Annotated in this window: 18 protein-coding genes; 13 read left to right on the forward strand and 5 right to left on the reverse strand. The window is 72.1% G+C overall.

The window, feature by feature from the left end:
• The first annotated feature begins 14 nt into the window (after positions 1–14).
• The 6 genes from folC (at position 15) to VFV21_RS10095 (ending at position 6,101) form a co-directional block, all read left to right on the forward strand.
• Positions 15–1,265, forward strand: a complete 1,251-nt coding sequence (folC, locus tag VFV21_RS10070) for a bifunctional tetrahydrofolate synthase/dihydrofolate synthase (RefSeq protein ID WP_329669289.1) — start codon at positions 15–17, stop codon at positions 1,263–1,265.
• Between the two features lie 60 nt (positions 1,266–1,325).
• Complete coding sequence (locus VFV21_RS10075) at positions 1,326–2,354, forward strand: SPOR domain-containing protein (protein ID WP_329669290.1); 1,029 nt, start codon at positions 1,326–1,328, stop codon at positions 2,352–2,354.
• A 19-nt stretch (positions 2,355–2,373) separates the two neighbouring features.
• On the forward strand, positions 2,374–2,940 hold the full coding sequence (locus VFV21_RS10080) for a CvpA family protein (RefSeq protein WP_329669291.1): 567 nt from the start codon (positions 2,374–2,376) through the stop codon (positions 2,938–2,940).
• 3 nt (positions 2,941–2,943) lie between these two features.
• Complete coding sequence (gene purF / locus VFV21_RS10085) at positions 2,944–4,413, forward strand: amidophosphoribosyltransferase (protein ID WP_329669292.1); 1,470 nt, start codon at positions 2,944–2,946, stop codon at positions 4,411–4,413.
• Between the two features lie 186 nt (positions 4,414–4,599).
• Positions 4,600–5,409: a ferritin-like domain-containing protein gene (locus tag VFV21_RS10090; protein WP_329669293.1), complete on the forward strand. Its 810-nt coding sequence runs from the start codon at positions 4,600–4,602 to the stop codon at positions 5,407–5,409.
• Positions 5,406–6,101 carry a hypothetical protein gene (locus VFV21_RS10095; protein WP_329669294.1) on the forward strand — a complete coding sequence of 232 codons (696 nt, stop codon included), beginning with the start codon at positions 5,406–5,408 and terminating at the stop codon, positions 6,099–6,101. The genes VFV21_RS10090 and VFV21_RS10095 overlap by 4 nt, the downstream gene beginning before the upstream one ends.
• A 2-nt stretch (positions 6,102–6,103) precedes the next feature.
• Here VFV21_RS10095 and lpxH read toward each other — a convergent pair whose 3' ends face one another.
• Positions 6,104–6,832: a UDP-2,3-diacylglucosamine diphosphatase gene (lpxH, locus tag VFV21_RS10100; RefSeq protein ID WP_329669295.1), complete on the reverse strand. Its 729-nt coding sequence runs from the start codon at positions 6,830–6,832 to the stop codon at positions 6,104–6,106.
• A complete protein-coding gene (locus tag VFV21_RS10105; protein WP_329669296.1) occupies positions 6,829–7,506 on the reverse strand; it encodes a peptidylprolyl isomerase in 678 nt (225 codons plus the stop codon). The genes lpxH and VFV21_RS10105 overlap by 4 nt, the downstream gene beginning before the upstream one ends.
• A gap of 119 nt (positions 7,507–7,625) precedes the next feature.
• On the opposite strand from VFV21_RS10105, the gene gltX reads away from it, so the two are divergent.
• From gltX to VFV21_RS10120, 3 genes are all read left to right on the forward strand, one after another.
• On the forward strand, positions 7,626–9,026 hold the full coding sequence (gene gltX, locus VFV21_RS10110; RefSeq protein WP_329669297.1) for a glutamate--tRNA ligase: 1,401 nt from the start codon (positions 7,626–7,628) through the stop codon (positions 9,024–9,026).
• A 64-nt stretch (positions 9,027–9,090) separates the two neighbouring features.
• Positions 9,091–9,579 carry a transcriptional repressor gene (locus VFV21_RS10115; protein WP_329669298.1) on the forward strand — a complete coding sequence of 163 codons (489 nt, stop codon included), beginning with the start codon at positions 9,091–9,093 and terminating at the stop codon, positions 9,577–9,579.
• Positions 9,555–10,841: a succinylglutamate desuccinylase/aspartoacylase family protein gene (locus VFV21_RS10120; protein WP_329669299.1), complete on the forward strand. Its 1,287-nt coding sequence runs from the start codon at positions 9,555–9,557 to the stop codon at positions 10,839–10,841. Before VFV21_RS10115 ends, VFV21_RS10120 begins: the two co-directional genes overlap by 25 nt.
• 18 nt (positions 10,842–10,859) lie before the next feature.
• Here VFV21_RS10120 and VFV21_RS10125 read toward each other — a convergent pair whose 3' ends face one another.
• Positions 10,860–12,932, reverse strand: a complete 2,073-nt coding sequence (locus VFV21_RS10125) for a TonB-dependent receptor (RefSeq protein ID WP_329669300.1) — start codon at positions 12,930–12,932, stop codon at positions 10,860–10,862.
• 73 nt (positions 12,933–13,005) lie between these two features.
• On the opposite strand from VFV21_RS10125, the gene VFV21_RS10130 reads away from it, so the two are divergent.
• The 3 genes from VFV21_RS10130 (at position 13,006) to VFV21_RS10140 (ending at position 14,939) form a co-directional block, all read left to right on the forward strand.
• The gene (locus VFV21_RS10130; protein ID WP_329669301.1) at positions 13,006–13,416 is read left to right on the forward strand and encodes a MerC domain-containing protein; all 411 of its coding nucleotides are present in this window, start codon (positions 13,006–13,008) and stop codon (positions 13,414–13,416) included.
• Positions 13,417–13,496: 80 nt separating this feature from the next.
• The gene (locus VFV21_RS10135; RefSeq protein WP_329669302.1) at positions 13,497–13,685 is read left to right on the forward strand and encodes a 30S ribosomal protein THX; all 189 of its coding nucleotides are present in this window, start codon (positions 13,497–13,499) and stop codon (positions 13,683–13,685) included.
• Positions 13,686–13,799: 114 nt separating this feature from the next.
• On the forward strand, positions 13,800–14,939 hold the full coding sequence (locus VFV21_RS10140) for a hypothetical protein (RefSeq protein ID WP_329669303.1): 1,140 nt from the start codon (positions 13,800–13,802) through the stop codon (positions 14,937–14,939).
• 9 nt (positions 14,940–14,948) lie between these two features.
• On the opposite strand, the gene hutI is transcribed toward VFV21_RS10140, so the two are convergent.
• Complete coding sequence (hutI, locus tag VFV21_RS10145) at positions 14,949–16,187, reverse strand: imidazolonepropionase (protein ID WP_329669304.1); 1,239 nt, start codon at positions 16,185–16,187, stop codon at positions 14,949–14,951.
• On the reverse strand, positions 16,184–17,344 hold the full coding sequence (locus VFV21_RS10150) for a CoA transferase (protein WP_329669305.1): 1,161 nt from the start codon (positions 17,342–17,344) through the stop codon (positions 16,184–16,186). The genes hutI and VFV21_RS10150 overlap by 4 nt, the downstream gene beginning before the upstream one ends.
• 48 nt (positions 17,345–17,392) lie before the next feature.
• Here VFV21_RS10150 and VFV21_RS10155 point away from each other — a divergent pair, with 48 nt between their 5' ends.
• Positions 17,393–18,655: a formimidoylglutamate deiminase gene (locus VFV21_RS10155; RefSeq protein WP_329669306.1), complete on the forward strand. Its 1,263-nt coding sequence runs from the start codon at positions 17,393–17,395 to the stop codon at positions 18,653–18,655.
• Positions 18,656–18,707 lie beyond the last annotated feature (52 nt).

Raw genomic sequence — 18,707 nt, forward strand, 5'->3', positions numbered from 1 at the left:
CGGATAATGGGGCCATGAAGCGAACCCTCGAGCAGTGGCTGGCGTACCAGCAGCAGGTCCATCCGCGCGACGTGGCCCTGGGCCTGGAGCGGGTGGGCGAGGTCTACCGGCGGCTCGCGCCGGGCCGGCCGGGACGGCGGGTCGCGGTGGTCGGCGGCACCAATGGCAAGGGCTCCACCGTGGCCTTCCTCGAGGCGATGGCGCGGGCCGCGGGCCTGCGCGTCGGCGCGTTCACCTCGCCGCACCTGCTGCGCTACAACGAGCGCATCCGCATCGACGGCCGGGACGCCGACGACGCGGGCCTGGTCGATGCCTTCGAGCGCATCGAGGCCGCGCGCGACGGGATCCCGCTGACCTATTTCGAATTCGGCACGCTGGCGGCGCTGCTGCTGTTCGCCGAGGCCGGGCTCGACCTGGCGATCCTCGAGGTCGGGCTGGGCGGCCGGCTCGACGCGGTGAACATCGTCGATGGCGACGTCGCGATCATCACCACCGTCGACCTCGACCACCAGGACTACCTGGGCCCGGATCGCGAAACCATCGGCGCCGAGAAGGCCGGCATCCTGCGCGCGGGCAAGCCCGCGGTGCTGGCCGAGAAGGATCCGCCGTCGTCCGTGCTGCGCCGGGCCTACGCGATCGGCGCGTTCGCCATCCGCGGGCACTCCGATTACCTGATCGACGACCTCGGCGCGGACGGCTGGCGCTGGCGCGAGCCGGGCTACGAGATCGAGCTGCCCCCGCCCGGGCTGGAAGCGCCCGCCCAGCGCGGCAACGCCGCCGCGGCGATCGCGGCGCTGCGGGCGCTCGACCTGCCGGTGCCCGACGCGGCGCTGCGCGAGGGCGTGCGCGCCGCGCGCGTGCCGGGCCGCCTGCAGCGCCTGCCGGGTCCGCCCGAGCGCGTGCTGGACGTCGCCCACAATCCGCAGGGCGCGCGCCAGCTGGCTGAGTGGCTGGCGGCGAACCCGCGGCCCACGGTCGCGGTGTTCAGCGCGCTGGCCGACAAGGACATCGCGGGCATCGTCGGGCCGGTCGCGCCGCACGTGAAGGCCTGGCACCTGGGGCCAATCACCGACGCCGGGCCGCGCGGCCTGGACGTGGCCGAACTGTCCCGGCGCGTCGGGGCGGCCCTGCCGGACGCAGCGATCCACCGGCACGAGCGGCTGGGCGCCGCGCTGGCGGCGGCCGCCGCGGACTGCGGGCCCGAGGGACGCGTGCTGGTGTTCGGTTCATTCCACACCGTGGCTGAAGCCTTGGCGGCGCGCTGAGCCGGAGCGGGTGGCAACCCGGCTATAATTCGCGCCACCCCCCGGCCGGACCGCGCCCCGATGGATTCAGCCCTGAAACAGCGCCTGATCGGCGCCGCCGTGCTGGTGGCGCTGGCGATGATCTTCCTGCCCATGCTGCTCAAGGGCCCCGACCCCACCGAACCCGACGCCGCGCGCGTGCCGCTGGAAATGCCGGCCGCGCCCGACCAGGCGTTCGAAACGCGGGAAGTGCCGCTGACCCTGCCGGCGCCCGAGGCCCCGGATGGCGGCGTGCTCGGCATGGACACCCGGCCGCCGGCCTCGGATGACCCGAATGCCGTGGCCACGGTCGACCAGACCGGCCTGCCGCCCGCGCGCACCGACGTCGAGCCCGAGCCCGAGGACGCGCCGGCCACGGCGGTCGATGCCGCCACCGGCTTGCCTGAGCCGGCGCCGGCGCCGGTGGCCGCCGCGCCGACGCCCGCCGCCGCGGCGGCAACGCCGACCCCCGAACCCGCGCCGGTCGCCGCACCCTCCCCGGTCGAACCCGCGCTGCCCGCCACCGCCGCCGGTGGCCGCTACGTGGTGAACGTGGGCAGCTTCTCCAACCTCGCCAACGCCCGCAGCCTGGCCGACAAGCTGCGCTCGCGCGGCCTGCCGCTGACCAGCGAATCGGTGGACGTGGGCGGCAAGCCGGCCATGCGCCTGCGCGTCGGTCCCTACGGCGACCGCACCGCCGCCGAGGCCGCGCGCCTGCGCGTCGAGGCCGTCACCGGCGGATCGGCCGCCGTGGTGGCGCTCGACGCGGCCCCGGCCGCGGCGTCGTCGTCCTCGCCCGCGCCGGCCCCCGCGCGCGCCAGCACCGCGCCCAGCGTCGGCTTCGCCGTGCAGCTCGGCGCGCTCAGCTCCGAGGCCGATGCCAACGCGTTGCGCGACCGCGCCCGCGCCGCCGGCTTCGTCGCTTTCCACCAGCGCGTGAACACCGACCGCGGCGCCGTCTGGCGCGTGCGCGTGGGCCCCGAGGCCGACCGCGCCGCCGCCGACCGCCTGCGCGAGGCCGTGCGCAGCCAGCTCGGCCTGCCCGACGCGATCGTCGTGCCGCACCCGTGACCCTGCGCGCGCGCCACCGATGAACTGGGCCGACTACGCGCTGCTGCTGGTGCTGCTGGTGTCGATGGGCGTCGGCCTGTGGCGTGGCTTCGTGGTGGAGGTGCTGTCGCTGACGGTGTGGGTCGCCGCGTTCTGGCTGTCGATGGGCTTCGGCGCCGACGTGGCGGCCTGGTTCACGGGTGTCGAGGAGCCTTCGGCGCGCCTGTTCCTGGGTTATGCCGGCGTGTTCGTGGGCGTGCTGCTGCTCGGTGGCCTCATCACCTGGGCGCTGGGCAAGTTCATCGCCAACACCGGGCTGTCGGCCACCGACCGCGTGCTGGGCGTGGGCTTCGGCCTGCTGCGGGGGCTGGTGCTGGCCTGCGTGGCGGTGCTGCTGATGGGCTTCACCACGCTGCCGTCCGAGCCCTGGTGGCAGGCCTCGAAGCTGATGCCCGGCGTGCAGCTGGGCGCCGAGTGGATGCAGGGCTTCCTGCCGGCCAGCGCCGCCGACGAACTGCGCTTCGCGCCGCCGGCCCCGGCGACGCCCGAAATGATCGACCCGGTCGTGCCGCACGAAGCGGCCGGCCCCCCTGTTCCGGAGAACTGAACCATGTGCGGCATCATCGGAATCGCCGGCGCCAGCGACGTGGCGGCCGCCCTCTACGACGGCCTGACCGTGCTGCAGCACCGCGGCCAGGACGCGGCCGGCATCGCCACCATGGACGGCAACCGCGTGCACCTGCACAAGGGCAACGGCCTGGTGAAGGAAGTCTTCGACGAGCGCGCGATGGCGCTGCTCACCGGGCGCGTCGGCATCGGCCACTGCCGCTACCCGACCGCGGGCTCGGAGGGCTCGGACGAGGCGCAGCCGTTCTACGTGAATTCGCCCTACGGCATCGCGCTCGCGCACAACGGCAACCTGATCAACACCGACGCGCTGCGCCGGCTGGTGTTCGAGGAAGACAAGCGCAACGTCAACACCGAGTCCGATTCCGAGGTGCTGCTCAACGTGTTCGCGCACGAGCTGGCGCAGCAGGGCGCGCTGACGCCGCAGGCCGCGGTGGCCGCGGTGGCCGGCGTGCACCGCCGCTGCACCGGTGGCTACGCGGTGGTGAGCATGGTGCTGGGCCTGGGCCTGGTGGCCTTCCGCGACCCGCACGGCATCCGCCCGCTGGTGCTGGGCAAGCGCGTCGGACCGAACGGCACCGAGTACGCGGTGGCGTCCGAGTCGGTGGCGCTCGACATCCTGGGCTTCGTGCGCGAGCGCGACGTGCAGCCGGGCGAGGCGGTGGTGATCAGCTTCCGCGGCGAGCTGCACGCCGAGGTCTGCGCCGCGCCGCGGCCGCACGCGCCGTGCATCTTCGAGTACGTGTACTTCGCGCGCCCCGACTCGATGATCGAGAACATCTCGGTGCACAAGGCGCGCATGCGCATGGGCGTCACGCTGGGCCAGAAGATCCTGCGCCTGCGGCCCGACCACGACATCGACACGGTGATCCCGATTCCCGACACCTCGCGCGACGCCGCGCTGGAGATCGCCAACGTGCTGGGCGTGAAGTACCGCGAGGGCTTCATCAAGAACCGCTACGTGGGCCGCACCTTCATCATGCCGGGGCAGGGCGAGCGCGTTAAATCCGTGCGCCGCAAGCTCAACCCGATCCCGCTGGAGTTCAAGGACCGGGTGGTGCTGCTGGTGGACGATTCGATCGTGCGCGGCACCACCAGCCAGCAGATCGTGCAGATGGCGCGCGACGCCGGCGCCAAGAAGGTCTACCTGGCCTCGGCGGCGCCGCCGGTGCGGCACCCGAACATCTACGGCATCGACATGCCCTCGGCCGACGAACTGGTGGCGCACGGCCGCACCGAGCAGGAAATCGAGAAGCTGCTGGGCTGCGACTGGCTGATCTACCAGGACCTGGCCGACCTCGAGGCCGCGGTCGCGGGCCCGAAGTTCCCGAACCGTCCCTTCGACAGCTCCTGCTTCAGCGGCGAGTACGTGACGGGCATCGAGCCGGGCTACTTCGAACGCATCCAGCAACTCCGCTCCGACGACGCCAAGCGCAAGCGCCGCGCGTCCTGAGTTGTTTTTTTGCCACTGATGAACACAGATGAACACAGATTGAGCAGGGGCAACCCCGGTGCGGTCTTCGAGCAGGCGTCCTCACCCGCGAAACCCAAACCGTAATTGCTATTGCCCTATCCGTGTTCATCTGTGTTCATCCGTGGCGAAAATGATCTCTCCTCTAGCATCCAGATAGCCCTTCGAATGCCGAGCCTGCATGACGCTGCGTTGGATTGCCTGATGGCGCGGGAGCCGGGGGAGAAGCTGCGGATGACGCATGCGGTGGCGGCGGCGTTCCGTGCGGGGGAGTTGGGGGTGCCGGACGAGGCCCCGGCCGCGGAGGTGATCGCGGTGCCCGGGCGGCCTGAGCGGCCGCTGCTGGTGTCGCCGCGCGAGGTGCCGCAGCGCGGCCTGGGCAGCGTGGCGGGGCGGGCGGCGTTCCTGCATGCGGTGGCGCACATCGAGTTCAACGCGGTGAACCTGGCCTGGGATGCGGTGTACCGCTTCCGCGGCATGCCGCGCGCCTTCTACGTTGACTGGGTGGCCGTGGCCGACGACGAGGCGCGGCATTTCGCGATGTTGTCCGCACGCCTCACCGCGCTCGGTGCCGCCTACGGCGACCACCCCGCGCACAACGGGTTGTGGGAAATGGCCGTCGCCACCGCCGACAGCTGCCTGCGCCGGATGGCGCTGGTGCCGCGCGTGCTCGAGGCGCGCGGGCTGGACGTGACGCCGGGCATGATCACGCGGCTGCGGCTCAACGGTGACGACGAATCGGCCGACGTGCTGGAAGTGATCCTGCGCGAGGAAGTGGCGCATGTCGCCGCCGGCACCCGCTGGTTCCACTGGTGCTGCGAGCGCGAGGGCCTGCCGCCGGGGCGCGAGTTCATCCGGCTGGTGCGCGAGGCCGCGCGCGGCTCGCTGCGCGGTCCCTTCAACCGGCCGGCGCGCCAGGCCGCCGGTTTCGACGATTACGAAATGACCGAACTCGAAGCGATGGAGCCCGCGCGATGAAACGACTGCTGCTGCCCGCCGTGCTGCTGCTGGCCGCCTGCCAGCCCCAGGAAGTGGATCCGGCCTACGACGAGGCCAAGGGCGCCGAGCTGCTGGCCGCCTACGAGGCCGCGCGCGCCGACGGTGATTTCGAGATCGCCGAGGCGCGCGGCGACGAGCTGCGCCAGCGCCACGGCGAGACGAAGGCCGCCGCGACGATGCGCGAGACGCTGGAGCAGGTGCGCATCGAGGCCGAGGCCATGCGCGAGCGCCGCCGGTTGGTGCAGCTCTGGGATTACCAGCAAATCCCCGCCGCCGGCGGCATCCAGCACAGCGCCGCGATCTACAGCCGCGTCGCGGTCGATCCCGAGACCGGCCGCGGCCTCGCCATTCCCGACGCCCAGCTGATCCTGCGCCGGCACCCGGCGTGGGGCGAGAGTGCCTATCTGGTGCTGACGCAGAAGACGCTGCAGTGCGGGCCGCCGTGCCGGCTGCAGATCCGCTTCGACGACGGCGAGACGCTGGCCTTCGAAGGCGACCCGGCCGATACCGGCACGGGACCGGCGCTGTTCATCGTCGACCGCGACCGCTTCCTGGCCGCGATGACCGAGGCCACGCGCGTGCGCATCGAGCTGCCGCGCTCGGGCGCGCTGGTGCCGGTGTTCGAGTTCGAGGTGGGCGGCTTCCAGCCGGCGCGGCACCTGCGCGACTGAGTTCAGTCGGCCGGCGCCAGCGCGTCGAGCCGCAGGCCGTCGCCGTCGAGGCGCAGCACGCTGCCCTGGTCGTACCAGTCGCCCAGCACGATGCGCTGGGCGCGCCGGCCCGCGACCTCCAGCGAATGGATGGCGGGGCGGTGGGTGTGGCCGTGGATGAGCCGCGTGACGCCGTGGCGCGCCATCACGGCTTCGACCGCCTCCGGCGCGACGTCGGTGATGGCTTCCGACACGCCCTTCTGGTGCTGCTGGCTGGCGGCGCGCGCCTGCGCGGCGAACGCTTGCCGCGCAGCCAGCGGCTGGGCCAGGAAGTTCGCCTGCCAGGCCGGGTCGCGCACCTGGCGGCGGAAGGCCTGGTAGGCGGCGTCTTCGGTGCACAGCAGGTCGCCGTGCATCAGCAGCGTCGGCACGCCGTGCAGGTCGACCACGCAGGGGTCGGGCAGCAGCGTGGCGCCGCAGCGTTCGGCCATGCGCTGGCCGTAGAGGAAATCGCGGTTGCCGCGCATCAGGAACACCGGCACGCCACAGTCGGCGACGGCCTTCAGCGCTGCGCAGACCGAGGCGCCCGGCTCGCCGGGATCGTCATCGCCGACCCAGGCCTCGAACAGATCGCCGAGCACGTAAAGCGCTTCGGCCGAGCGCGCTTCCCCGGCCAGGAACTCCAGGAACAGCCGGGTGATGCCCGGACGCGCGGCATCGAGGTGCAGGTCGGACACGAACAGCACGGTCATGGCGTCGCGGCATCCTCGGCCACCGGCGCGGCCTCCTCGGCTGGCGCCGGGCTGGCCGGCAGCGGGTCGAGCACCTGCACGCGCTCGATCACCACCGGCACCACCGGCACCCATGCCGCGAACGGACCCTCGGCGCCCGTCGGCACGGCGGCGATCCGGTCGATCACTTCGAGCCCCTGCAGCACGCGGCCGAACACCGCGTAGCCGGCGGTGTAGGGATCGCCCGGCGCGGTCTGGTCCAGCTTCGGGTTGTCGGCGAGGTTGAAGAAAAACTGCGACGTGGCCGAATCGAGCACGCCGCGATCGCGCGCGGCCGCCACGGTGCCGCGACGATTGGAAAGCCCGTTGCCGCCCTCGTGCGGCACCGGCGCCCGGCTCGGCTTTTGCTGCAGGTCGGGCGTGAACGCGCCGGCCTGCACCAGCAGCCCCGGGATGACGCGGTGGAACACGGTGCCGTTGTAGTGGCCGTCGCGGGCGTAGGCCAGGAAATTCTCCACCGTCTTCGGCGCCGCGGCGGCATCAAGCTCCAGCGTGATCTCGCCCAGCGTCGTCACCAGCAGTACGCGCACGGGCGGCGGTGCCGGCGCGAACTCCGGTGTGGGGAGCGCGGGACTCGCCTGCGCGCTGCGGGCCACCAGCGATAGAAGCAAGGTCAGGGCAAGGCGGAAAGACATCGGTACACCAGTTCAAAACCCGCCGCCATGGTACCCCTCCCACAGGGGTGGGGGCAGTGGCGGGGGAGGGTGGGGATTTGGCGTAAAATGCGGGGCCCTTTGATCCCGAGCCCGGCCCGATGACCTGCCGTACCCGCTTCGCCCCCAGCCCGACCGGTTTCCTGCACATCGGCGGCGCCCGCACGGCGCTGTATTGCTACCTGGAGGCGCGCCGCCGCGGCGGCCAGTTCATCCTGCGCGTGGAGGACACCGACCGCGAGCGCAGCACCCAGGCCGCCATCGACGCCATCCTCGAGGCGATGGACTGGCTGGGCCTGGAGTACGACGAAGGCCCCGTCTTTCAGACCGCGCGCCTGGACCGCTACCGCGAGGTGGCCGAGCAGATGGTCGCCGCCGGCACCGCCTACTACGCCTACGAAACCAAGGAAGAGCTCGAGGCCATGCGCGAAGCCGCGATGGCCGCCAACCTCAAGCCGCGCTACAACGGCTTCTACCGCGACCGCAACGAGCCGTACCGCGACGACCCGAACCGCGTGGTCCGCTTCAAGAACCCGATCGGCGGCACGGTGGTGTTCGAGGACAAGATCAAGGGCCGCATCGAGTGGAGCAACGACGAGCTCGACGACCTCGTGATCTTCCGCTCCGACGGTTATCCGACCTACAACTTCGCCGTGGTCGTGGATGACCTGGACATGGGCATCACCGACGTCATCCGCGGCGACGACCACGTCAACAACACCCCGCGCCAGATCAACATCTACCGGGCGCTGGGCGCGACGGTGCCGCACTTCGCGCACATGCCGATGATCCTCGACCCCGAGGGCGCCAAGCTGAGCAAGCGCTCTGGCGCGGCCAACGTGATGTCGTACAAGGAAGAGGGCTACCTGCCGCACGCGCTGGTGAACTACCTCGCGCGCCTGGGCTGGTCGCACGGCGACCAGGAGATCTTCAGCCGCGACGAGCTCAAGGCCCTGTTCGCCATCGAGGACGTGAACCAGAAGGCCTCGCGCCTGGACCCGGCCAAGCTGGGCTGGCTCAACCAGCACTACCTCAAGACCGACGACCCGGCGGACGTGGCGAAGCATTTCGAGCCGCAGCTGCTCGCGGCCGGCTACGACCTCGCCGCGGGCCCGAAGGCCGCCGATGTCGTGGTCGCCCTGCGCGACCGCGTGCAGACGCTGAAGGAAATGGCCGAGCGCGCCGCGGTCTGGTACCAGCCGCTGGCGCAGTACGACGAGGCCGCCGTGGCCAAGCACCTGGTGGCCGCCGCGAAGGCGCCGCTGGAGACGGTGCGCGCCGAGCTGGCCAAACTGACCGACTGGTCGGCGGCTTCCGTGCACGGTGCGCTCGAAGCTACCGCCGCGGCGCTCGGCATCGGCCTGGGCAAGATCGCCCAGCCGCTGCGCGTGGCCATCACCGGCACCCAGGTGAGCCCGTCCATCGACCACACGGTCTTCCTGGCCGGCCAGGCCGAGGCGCTGGCCCGCATCGACGCGGCGCTCGCCCGCATTCCCGCCTGAACCGCGACCTCGCCTTCACCCGGCGCGAATTGATTTCGCGCCGGGCTGGGGCCACCCTACCGCCATGCCCAAGACCGCCCGCGAGCACGACTGCACCAACCCCGAGCATCATGTCCACGATGCCGGCGGCTACCTGCAGGCGGTCGAGAAGGCCTGCGAGGAGCGTGGCGTCCGCCTGACGCCGCTGCGCGCCCAGGTGCTCGGCCTGATCGCCGCCGCCGGCCGGCCGGTGAAGGCCTATGACCTGCTCGACTCGATGAAGGCGCTCAATGGCTCCAGCGCGCCGCCCACCGTGTACCGGGCGCTGGATTTCCTGCTCGAACAGGGCTTCATCCACCGCCTGGCCTCGATGAACGCCTTCGTTGGCTGCCACCATCCGCATGAGCGGCACTCGGTGCCTTTCCTGATCTGCGACGGCTGCCAGACGGCGATCGAGCTCGAGGACGAGCGCATCACCCGCCTGCTTGACACCCAGGCCAAGGCCATGGGCTTCTCGCCCCGCGCCCAGACCCTCGAGGTACACGGCCTGTGCGCCCACTGCTCCGCGGCCTGAGCCGAACCCTGCTGGCGACCGCCGTCGCACTCGCCGCGGCCGGCGCGCAGGCGCAGGACTATCCGATCGACCCGCCCGGCGCCGAGCCCGGGAAGGACCCGGTGCCCCCCGCCGGCATCGCGGCGCCCGAGCTGTTGGCGCCGCCGCCCGCGCTGGTGACGCCGCTGGCCCTGCTCGACCGCCTGGTGGTGCCGGGCACGCGCCTGCAGCTGGAATGGCGCCCGGGCGGCGGCATCAGCACGGCCGAGATCCCCAGCCCGGTGATCGTCGCCCGCGGCGCCAAGGCCGGCCCGGTGCTGTGCCTGGTGGCCGGCATCCACGGCGACGAGATCAACGGCGTCGAGATCGTCCGGCGCCTGTCGCACGGCGTCGATCCGACCCGGCTGTCGGGCACCGTGATCGGCGTGCCCATCGTCAACGTGTTCGGCTACTCGCGCGGCAGCCGCTACCTGCCGGACCGGCGCGACCTCAACCGCCATTTCCCGGGCAGCCGCAGCGGCTCGATCGCTTCGCGCATCGCCAACGCCTTCTTCCAGGACATCGTGCGGCACTGCGACGTGCTGGTGGATTTCCACACCGGCTCCTTCGACCGCAGCAACCTGCCGCAGGTGCGGGCCGACCTCACCAATCCCGAGGTGCTCGAATTCACCCGCGGCTTCGGCGCCACCGTGGTGCTGCACAGCCCGGGCAACCGCGGCATGCTGCGCGTCGCCGCCACCAAGGTCGGCATTCCCGCCGTCACCTTCGAGGCCGGCGCGCCGACCCGGCTCGAGCCGGCCGAAATCGCGCAGGCCGTCGCCGCCATCGACCGGCTGATGATCAAGCTGGAGATGCGCGAGGATCCCAACGCGGGCCAGCTGGTCACGGTGGACGCGCCCCTGGTGGTGGCGGACGCGCCCGAGCCCGCGCCGATCTTCCTGGATTCGCGCTGGGTGCGCGCCAACTCCGGCGGGCTGCTGATCAGCGAAGTGTCGCTGGGCCAGCGCGTGCTGGCCGGGCAGCGGCTGGGCAAGGTGATCGACCCGGTCAGCAACGTCGAGCGCTACATCCTGGCGCCGGTGCCGGGCCGCGTGATCGGCATGGCGCAGAACCAGGCCGTGCTGCCCGGCTATGCCGCCTTCCACCTCGGCACCGAGACCAGCGAGCAGCAGGCCGTGCAGGAAGCCGCGGCGCCCGGCCCCGCGCCGGCCGAAGCGGTGGCCGAGGATCCCGAGGACCGGCCCGAGGCCGTGGACGTCGAGGACGGCGAGGACTACGAGTAGTCCCCGCCGCCTGCCGCGTCAGAAGTCGACGCGCAGGCCGACCGCGATATTGCGACCCGCCAGCGGCGCGACGTCCTTGAGGTAGGACGTGTGCGCGCGTGCGTCCTCGTCGCCCAGGTTGCGGCCCTCGACGAAGGCTTCCCAGCCGGCGCTGCCGACGTCCCAGTGGTAGGCGAGGCCGGCGTCGAACAGGGTGTAGCCTTCGGTCGCCGATTCCAGCGCGGCCACGTCGTCCTGGTCGGCGACGCGGATGGCGCCGACGCGGGCGCGCCAGTTGCCGCGGCTCCACGACAGGTCGGTGCCGACGCGCGACGGCGCGATGCGCGGCAGGTTGCCACCGGCGTCCAGCTCGGCATCCACCGCGTCGGCGAACACGCGCAGGGTCCACAGGCCGGTCTCGTTCTCGACCAGGTCCACCTGGCCCTCGGCTTCCCAGCCGGTGAAGGTGGCGTCGCCCTGCACCCAGGTGCGCACCGGCAGCTCGTCGAGTTCGAGGTCGGTGTCGGCGAGGTAGATGAAGTCATCGAAGCGCGACTGGTACACCGAGACCTTGCCCTCGAAGCGGCCGGCGTGCACATGCAGGCCGAGCTCGCCGCTCAGCGCGGTTTCGGTGTCGAGGCCGGCGTCGCCGATCTCGTAGCTCTGGGTGGCGATGTGCGGGCCGTCCGAGAACAGCTCCTCGGCCGAGGGTGCGCGCTGGGCGCGGTCGAGGTTGGCGCTCAGGTGCATGCTCTCGCTGAAGCGCCAGAGCGCGCCGACCGCCAGGCTGGTGGCGTCCTGGTCCACGGTCGGCAGGTCGCCGGCCGGGTCGATGCTGACGCGGTCGTGGCGCGCGCCGAGCTCGAGCTTGACGTCGCCGAAGTCGCGCTCCTGCACCACGAACAGGCCCAGGTCGCGGGTCACCGACGGCGGCACGAAGGCCTCGTCGCCGATCGCGGAGAAATCGCGGTCGCCATACTGCAGGCCGAAGGCGCCGCGCCAGCCGGCGATCTCGTTCTGCACGGCCTCCAGGCGCGCCTCGGTGCCGCGGTTCTCGAACACCGTGCCGACTTCCTCGCCCTCGAATTCGGTGTGTTCGTACTGGCTGCGGGTGACGCGGTAGTTGAGCTCCTGCAGCGGGCCCAGGCCGCGGATACCGCCGCGCACGTCGAGGCGGTCCTGCAGCATGTCCAGGCGCACGACTTCCTCTTCTTCCTCCTCGCCGCCGCCGTGGTCCTCGCCTTCCTCTTCGTGCGCATGCGCGCCCGGCGGGATGCCGTAGTCGGTGCGGTAGGTGCTGACCGAGGCGCCGAGCCAGCTGCGCTCGCCGAACCAGGTGGCGCCAACCGCGCCGCCCAGCGTGGACAGCGAGCTGTTCGGCAGGCGGCCCTGCGCCAGCTCGTCCGGCGATACGCCCTCCTCGATTTCCTCGGCCACCAGCTCCGGCGAATAGGCGTAGCCCGGGATGCGGACATCGCTGGCCTCGCGGCGGAAGCCATCGGCGTGGAAGGTCCACGGGCCCGCGTCGGCGTCGAGGCGGAACATCGCGGTGTTCTCGTCGGCGGCGCTGCCGTGGCGGACCTCGGCGCGGCCGGCGACGTCGCGACCGACGCGGCGGGTCGGCACACGGCCGTCCACCACGTTCACCGCGCCGCCGATCGCGCCACTGCCGTAGAGCAGGGTGGCCGGGCCCTTGAGCACTTCGATCTGCTCGGCCAGGAAGGGCTCGATGGTGACGGCGTGGTCGACGCTCACGGTGGACACGTCGAGCGAACCGGTGCCGCTGCTGAGCACCTGCACGCGGGCGCCGTCCTGGCCGCGGATGATCGGGCGGCCGACGCCGGCGCCGAAGAAGGAGGACTGCACGCCGGTCTGGCGTTCGAGGGTTTCGCCGAGGTTGCCGGCCTTGCGGGCGTCGAGTTCTTCGCCGACCAGCACGTCCACCGGGCGCGTCAGGTCGTCGATGGCGTTGCGCAGCGGCGAGGCGGTGACTTCGACGGCATCGAGCACGCGGGCGTCGTCGTGCGCGTGGCGGTCGGTGCGCTCGTCGGCGTGCGCGAGCAGCGGCAGGGCAATCAGGATGGCGGCGGTCAGCGGGGCATGGCGCGGCATGTTGGGGGTCCGGTTGATTGGCGTCGGGCCGCAATGTTATATTGTTCCAACCTCAGCGCAAGCCCCCCAAGCCATGGTCGCGATCGTCAAACGAAGCAAGCTGCAGCTGCCGCCCTGGGCCGATCGGCTGGGCGCGATCGGCGCCTTCATCTGCGCCCTGCACTGCGCGCTGATCCCGATCGCGCTGGCGCTGATCCCCACGCTGGGCCTCGGCCTGGTGGCCTGGCACGGGGCGGAAATTGGCTTCAGCGTGCTGGCCACGGTGCTGGCCATCACCAGCCTGGTGCTGGGCTACCGCAACCACCGCGCCTACCACGCCTGGCTGCTGGTGGCGCCGGGCCTGGCCCTGATCTGGGGCTCGCTGCTGTACCCGCCGCTGCACGCCTCGGTGCTGCCGCATGCGGTGGCGATGACCGTGGGCGGCGTGCTGATCGCGCTGGCGCACCTGGTCAACCTGCGCCTCTCGTACGGCCATACCCACTGAACCCCGCGCCCCGGCTTGGTGGGGCGGGCACGCGGTGATAGGCTACGCGCCTCACCGGACACCACTTTCAAGGAATCACCATGGGTAGGGGCGACAAGAAGACCGCCAAGGGCAAGCGTTTCACCGGCAGCCACGGCAATGCGCGACCGCAGACCAGCAAGAAGCCGACCGCCGGCAAGACCGCGGCCACGGTGAAGGCCCCGGCCAAGGCCGCCACCAAGGCGCCCGCCAAGAAGGCCCCGGCCAAGAAGGCCGCCGCCGCGAAGTAATTCGCCGCGCCAAGGCCGCATCGCACGAAGCCCCGCCTTTGCGGGGCTTCGTCGTTCACGGGGGTCGAGAATTTTCCGGTTGGTGGGTTTGCCGCGACCGGGGCATCATGCGGCATGCCCATTCGCGCATCGCTCCCGGGTTGGCTGTTTCTGTGGCTCGCGTTTTGGTCGGCGCCGTCGGCGGCCGACACCTGGCGATGGCCCGAAACCAAGGCGTACACGTCGGATGGCGCCCGGTTCCGCCTCACCGTCGAGCCCGGCCGCCTGTCGGGCGAGCGGCAGTCGCCCTCGGGCACGCTCGAACAGCGTTTGCCCGACGGTGAATGGCGTCGGGTCTGGGCGCGGCCCTTGGTGAACCTGCACGCGCCCGTCAGCGCGATCGTTGCCGACGCCGGCGACTTCGTCGTTACGTTCGACAATTGGCACAGTCTCGGCCACGGGGACGATGTCGTGGTCGTGTACGAAGCGCAGGGTGGGATCGTTGCGTCGTTGGCGCTTGGCGACTTCCTTCCGTCCGCCATCGTGCAGGCCTTCCCGCGCTCCTCCAGTTCGATCTGGTGGGGCGGGGAGCATCGATTCGATGGCGCGGGTGACGCCGCGGTGCTGGAGGTCGCCGTGCCCGAGGTCGGGGGCATCCCGCGTGCCGAGCGCCACTTCCGGGTTCGACTCGATCTCGCGACCGGGACTACCGAAATCGTGCGGGACATGGACTGGATCGCCGCACTGGCCGCGACGCGGCGGATCAATGCCCTCCAGGCGAGGCAGCGCCGGGAATTCGAGGCACCGTTGGTCGCGCCGGCCGTCAACAGCCGCAGGGCCTGGCAGGCCTACGCTCGCGAAGTCCACCGCCGTCTCGATCCAAGCTGGCCACCCTCGGCGCACGAGCTGCTGCTGTTGCGAATGCCACCGGACGCTGACTTCATGGGAGAGGTCCGTTCGATCCGGGGCATGCTGGGCTTCAGCCGCTTGGCGGACTGGCGAGCGACGGACGGTCGGCGACAGTCATGGCAGGAGGCACCGACCGCCTTCGTCTTCGCGTCACCGGCGCCGGGGAAACTGGCCGATGCGCTGGTCACGGAGGCTGCGACCCTGCGCTCTGGCTCCCTCGCCGGTTGGCGCGTGTACGCCACGTGCGAGCCACGGGATCAGGGCCGACTGCGCCTGGCGTTGGCGCGGCTGGGCGCTGAATTCATCCCGGTTGGCCTGGACCAGCCGATTCCCCAGCGGCTTGAGCGGCTCCGCGACGAGGAGTGATCGCCTGACTCAGCCGCCGACGCGGCGGCCGGCGATATGCACGGCGTGCACCAGGTCGCCGCCGAGCCAGTAGGCCAGCTCAGCGGGATGCTGGATGTTCCACTGCACGAAGTCCGCGCGTTGCCCCGGCAGCAGGCGGCCGCGGTCGTGCAGGCCGAGCGCGCGCGCGGCGTTCACCGTGGCGCCGCGCAGGGCTTCCTCGGGCGTGAGGCGGAAGTGGGTGCAGGCGAGGCTCATCGCCAGGCGCAGCGACTGCAGCGGCGAGGTGCCGGGGTTGAGGTCGGTGGCCACGGCCATGGGCACGGCGTGCTCGCGCAGCGCGGCGATCGGAGGCAGTTTCGTTTCGCGCAGCACGTGGAAGGCGCCGGGCAGCAGCACGGCGACGGTGCCGGCGGCGGCCATCGCCCGCACGGCCTCGTCGCCGGTGTATTCGATGTGGTCGGCGGACAGGCCGCCGAACTCCGCCGCGAGCGCCGCGCCGCCGAGGTCGCTGAGCTGGTCGGCGTGCAGTTTCACCGGCAGGCCGAGGGCGCGCGCGGCTTCGAACACGCGCCGCGTCTGCGCGGGGCTGAAGCCGATGCCTTCGCAGAAGGCGTCCACCGCATCGACCAGGCCTTCGGCGTGCAGGCGCGGCAGCCACGCACACACCTCGGTGATGTAGTCGTCGGCGCGGCCGGCGAACTCCGGCGGCAGCGCGTGCGTCGCGAGGTAGGTCGTGCGGACCGTCAGCCCAAGCGCTTCGCCGACGTCCCGCGCCACCTGCAGCATCTTCCGTTCGTTGTCGAAGTCGAGGCCATAGCCCGACTTGATCTCGAGCGTGGTGACGCCGTCGGCACGCAGCGCGCGGGCGCGGGGCAGGGCGGTGGCCAGGAGCTGTTCGCGGCTGGCCGCGCGGGTGGCGCGCACGGTGGAGACGATGCCGCCGCCCTCGCGCGCGATCTGCTCATAGCTGGCGCCCTGCAGCCGGCGCTCGAACTCCGGCGCGCGGTCGCCGGCGAAGACGAGGTGCGTGTGGCAGTCGACCAGGCCCGGCGTGATCCAGCGGTTCTCGGCCGATTCGATGCGGGCGGCCAGCGTCGACGGCTCGCCCGGCAGGTCGGCGCGCGGGCCGGCGTAGGCGAGCAGGCCGTTCTTCCAGGCCAGCGCGCCGTCCTCGATCGCGCCCCAGGCGCCGAGGTCGTCGCGCAGCGTCGCCAGCCGCGCGTCGAGCAGCAATTTGTCCCAGGGCGGGGCGAGGCGGCCGATCATCGGATCGCCCCTTCGTGGCGCAGCCGCTCGGGTACGAAGCCGTACTCGCGCGCGATCTCGTCGCTGTGCTGGCCCAGCGCCGGCGGCGCCCGTTCCAGCCGCGGCGGCGAAGCGGAGAGACGCAGCGGGCTGCCCACCATCGGGATCCCATCGATCACCACGCGCATGCCACCGGCGGTGGCCACGGGGTGGTCGAGCGCCTGGCGCACGCTGTTGATCGGCGCCGCCGGCACGCCGGCCTGGCTGAAGAGCGCCAGCCAGTGCGAAGCGTCCTCGGTGGCGAACAGTTCGGCCATCGCCGCGCATAGCGCCTGCCGGTGCTGCACGCGCGCGGCGTTGTTGCCGAAGCGCGGATCACGCAGCCAGTCCTCGCGGCCCAGCGCCTGGCAGGCCTGGATCCACAGCTTCTCGCTGGCCACGGCGAGCACGAACTCCCGGTCGCGGGCCCGGAACGCCTGGTAAGGCACGATGCTGGCGTGCGCGTTGCCGTGGCGCGGCGCATCGGCGCCGGTGAACAGCGCGTTGCTGCCGACGTTCGCCAGCATGGCCAGCTGGCTGTCGAACAGCGAGACCTCGATGCGCTGGCCGCGGCCCGTGCGGTGGCGCTGCAGCAGCGCGGCCAGGATGGCGGTGGCGGCGTTCTGCCCGGTGGCGAGGTCGGCCACCGCGACGCCGGCCTTGTAGGCGCCGCCGTCGGCCGGGCCGGTGATGGCCATCATGCCGGCCTCGGCCTGCACCACGTAGTCGTAGCCCGGCAGCCTGGCGCCGGGGCCGGTGCGGCCGTAGCCCGAGATCGAGCAGTAGACGAGGCGCGGGTTGATCGCGGCCATGGCCTCGTAGCCCACGCCCAGCGCTTCGGCGCCGCCGGTGCGGTAGTTCTCCACCAGCACGTCAGCCTCGCGCACCAGGGCTTCGAGCAGGGGGCGAGCCGAGGGCGCGCGCAGGTCGATCGCCAGCGAGCGCTTGTTGCGGTTGCAGCAGGCGAAATAGGCCGACATGCCGTCGAGGAAGGGCGGGCCCAGGCCGCGGGTGTCGTCGCCGTCGAAGGACTCGAGCTTGATGACGTCGGCGCCGAGGTCGGCCAGCACCATGCCGCACCACGGGCCGGCGAGCACCCGCGACAGCTCAAGCACCCTTACACCGGTCAGCGCATTCATGGCCGGGATTGTATGCGCCCCGCGCGGCCTCATGCGAAACTCGTCGCCATGCCCGACATCGCCGCCCCAGGTTTCCCGACTGCCGCCGGTCCCGACGGCCACTGGCGCCTGCCGGGCCTGCCGAACCTGCATTCGCACGCCTTCCAGCGCGCGATGGCCGGGCTGGCCGAGCGCCAGAGCGATCCGCAGGACAGCTTCTGGACCTGGCGCGAGCTGATGTATCGCTTCGCCGGCCGCGTCGACCCGGAGTCGCAGTACGCCATCGCCACCCAGCTCTACGCCGAGATGCTGGAAGCCGGCTACACCAGCGTCTGCGAATTCCACTACCTGCACCATGCGCCGGACGGCCAGCCTTACGCCGATCCCGCGGCGATGTCGCATTCGCTCATCGCCGCCGCGCGCGACACCGGCCTCCGCCTGACCCTGCTGCCGGTGCTATACATGAGCGGCGGCTTCGACGGCCGCCCGCTCGGCGAGCGGCAGCGTCGTTTCGGCCATTCGCTCGATGCGTACCTGGCGCTGCTGCAGTCGCTGCGCGCGCTCGAATCGGCCACGCTGAAAGTCGGCGTCGCCTTCCACAGCCTGCGTGCGGTGCCGCCGGACGCGATGGCCGCGGTGATGGGCGCCATCGGCGACGCGCCGATGCCGATCCACATCCACGTCGCCGAGCAGGTGGGCGAAGTCCAGGACTGCCTCGCGCTGCGCGGCGCCCGCCCGGTCGAATGGCTGCTCGCGAACGCCGCCGTGGACGCGCGCTGGACCCTGGTGCACGCCACCCACCTCGAGCCGGCGGAAGTGCAGGGCATCGCCCGCAGCGGCGCCACCGTGGCCATCTGCCCGACCACCGAGGCGAACCTGGGCGACGGCCTGTTCCCGCTGCGCGAATACCTGCAGGCGGGCGGGCACTGGGGCATCGGCTCGGATTCGCATGTGTCGGTGTCGCCGGTCGAGGAATTGCGCTGGCTCGAGTATGGGCAGCGCCTGGTGACCCGCCGCCGCAACATCGCGGTGAGCGCGGACCAGCCCAGCACCGGCGCGCTGCTGTATTCGCAGGCCCTGGCCGGCGGGCTGCGCGCCTGCGGCCAGGGGGCCGATGCCGCGGCCGACGTCGTCGTGCTGGACGGGCAGGCCCCGGCCCTGGCCGGCGCGCGCGCGGCCGACCTGCTCGATCGCGTCGTCTTCGGCGGCAACCGCCCGCTCGTGCGCGAAACCCACGTGGCCGGCCAGCGGCTCGTCGCCGAAGGCCGTCACCGCGACGGCGAGGCCATCGCCGCCCGCTACCGCCGCGCGCTGGCCGACCTGCTGGCCTGACCGCCTCGATTTTCCTGAACGTTTCCGGTCAGCCGGGAGCCAGCTTTCCGAC

It is taken from the genome of Arenimonas sp. (genome assembly GCF_036275555.1).
Classification (GTDB): domain Bacteria; phylum Pseudomonadota; class Gammaproteobacteria; order Xanthomonadales; family Xanthomonadaceae; genus Arenimonas.

What these genes read in the sequence shown, in the direction of transcription:
- VFV21_RS10115 (WP_329669298.1), top strand. Translation starts at nt 9,091, where the DNA reads ATGCCCAAGACCGCCCGCGAGCACGACTGCACCAACCCCGAGCATCAT.
- VFV21_RS10075 (WP_329669290.1), top strand. Translation starts at nt 1,326, where the DNA reads ATGGATTCAGCCCTGAAACAGCGCCTGATCGGCGCCGCCGTGCTGGTG.
- VFV21_RS10130 (WP_329669301.1), top strand. Translation starts at nt 13,006, where the DNA reads ATGGTCGCGATCGTCAAACGAAGCAAGCTGCAGCTGCCGCCCTGGGCC.
- VFV21_RS10135 (WP_329669302.1), top strand. Translation starts at nt 13,497, where the DNA reads ATGGGTAGGGGCGACAAGAAGACCGCCAAGGGCAAGCGTTTCACCGGC.
- VFV21_RS10080 (WP_329669291.1), top strand. Translation starts at nt 2,374, where the DNA reads ATGAACTGGGCCGACTACGCGCTGCTGCTGGTGCTGCTGGTGTCGATG.
- VFV21_RS10090 (WP_329669293.1), top strand. Translation starts at nt 4,600, where the DNA reads ATGCCGAGCCTGCATGACGCTGCGTTGGATTGCCTGATGGCGCGGGAG.
- VFV21_RS10150 (WP_329669305.1), bottom strand. Translation starts at nt 17,344, where the DNA reads ATGAATGCGCTGACCGGTGTAAGGGTGCTTGAGCTGTCGCGGGTGCTC.
- VFV21_RS10155 (WP_329669306.1), top strand. Translation starts at nt 17,393, where the DNA reads ATGCCCGACATCGCCGCCCCAGGTTTCCCGACTGCCGCCGGTCCCGAC.
- purF (WP_329669292.1), top strand. Translation starts at nt 2,944, where the DNA reads ATGTGCGGCATCATCGGAATCGCCGGCGCCAGCGACGTGGCGGCCGCC.
- gltX (WP_329669297.1), top strand. Translation starts at nt 7,626, where the DNA reads ATGACCTGCCGTACCCGCTTCGCCCCCAGCCCGACCGGTTTCCTGCAC.
- hutI (WP_329669304.1), bottom strand. Translation starts at nt 16,187, where the DNA reads ATGATCGGCCGCCTCGCCCCGCCCTGGGACAAATTGCTGCTCGACGCG.
- VFV21_RS10095 (WP_329669294.1), top strand. Translation starts at nt 5,406, where the DNA reads ATGAAACGACTGCTGCTGCCCGCCGTGCTGCTGCTGGCCGCCTGCCAG.
- VFV21_RS10125 (WP_329669300.1), bottom strand. Translation starts at nt 12,932, where the DNA reads ATGCCGCGCCATGCCCCGCTGACCGCCGCCATCCTGATTGCCCTGCCG.
- folC (WP_329669289.1), top strand. Translation starts at nt 15, where the DNA reads ATGAAGCGAACCCTCGAGCAGTGGCTGGCGTACCAGCAGCAGGTCCAT.
- lpxH (WP_329669295.1), bottom strand. Translation starts at nt 6,832, where the DNA reads ATGACCGTGCTGTTCGTGTCCGACCTGCACCTCGATGCCGCGCGTCCG.
- VFV21_RS10140 (WP_329669303.1), top strand. Translation starts at nt 13,800, where the DNA reads ATGCCCATTCGCGCATCGCTCCCGGGTTGGCTGTTTCTGTGGCTCGCG.
- VFV21_RS10105 (WP_329669296.1), bottom strand. Translation starts at nt 7,506, where the DNA reads ATGTCTTTCCGCCTTGCCCTGACCTTGCTTCTATCGCTGGTGGCCCGC.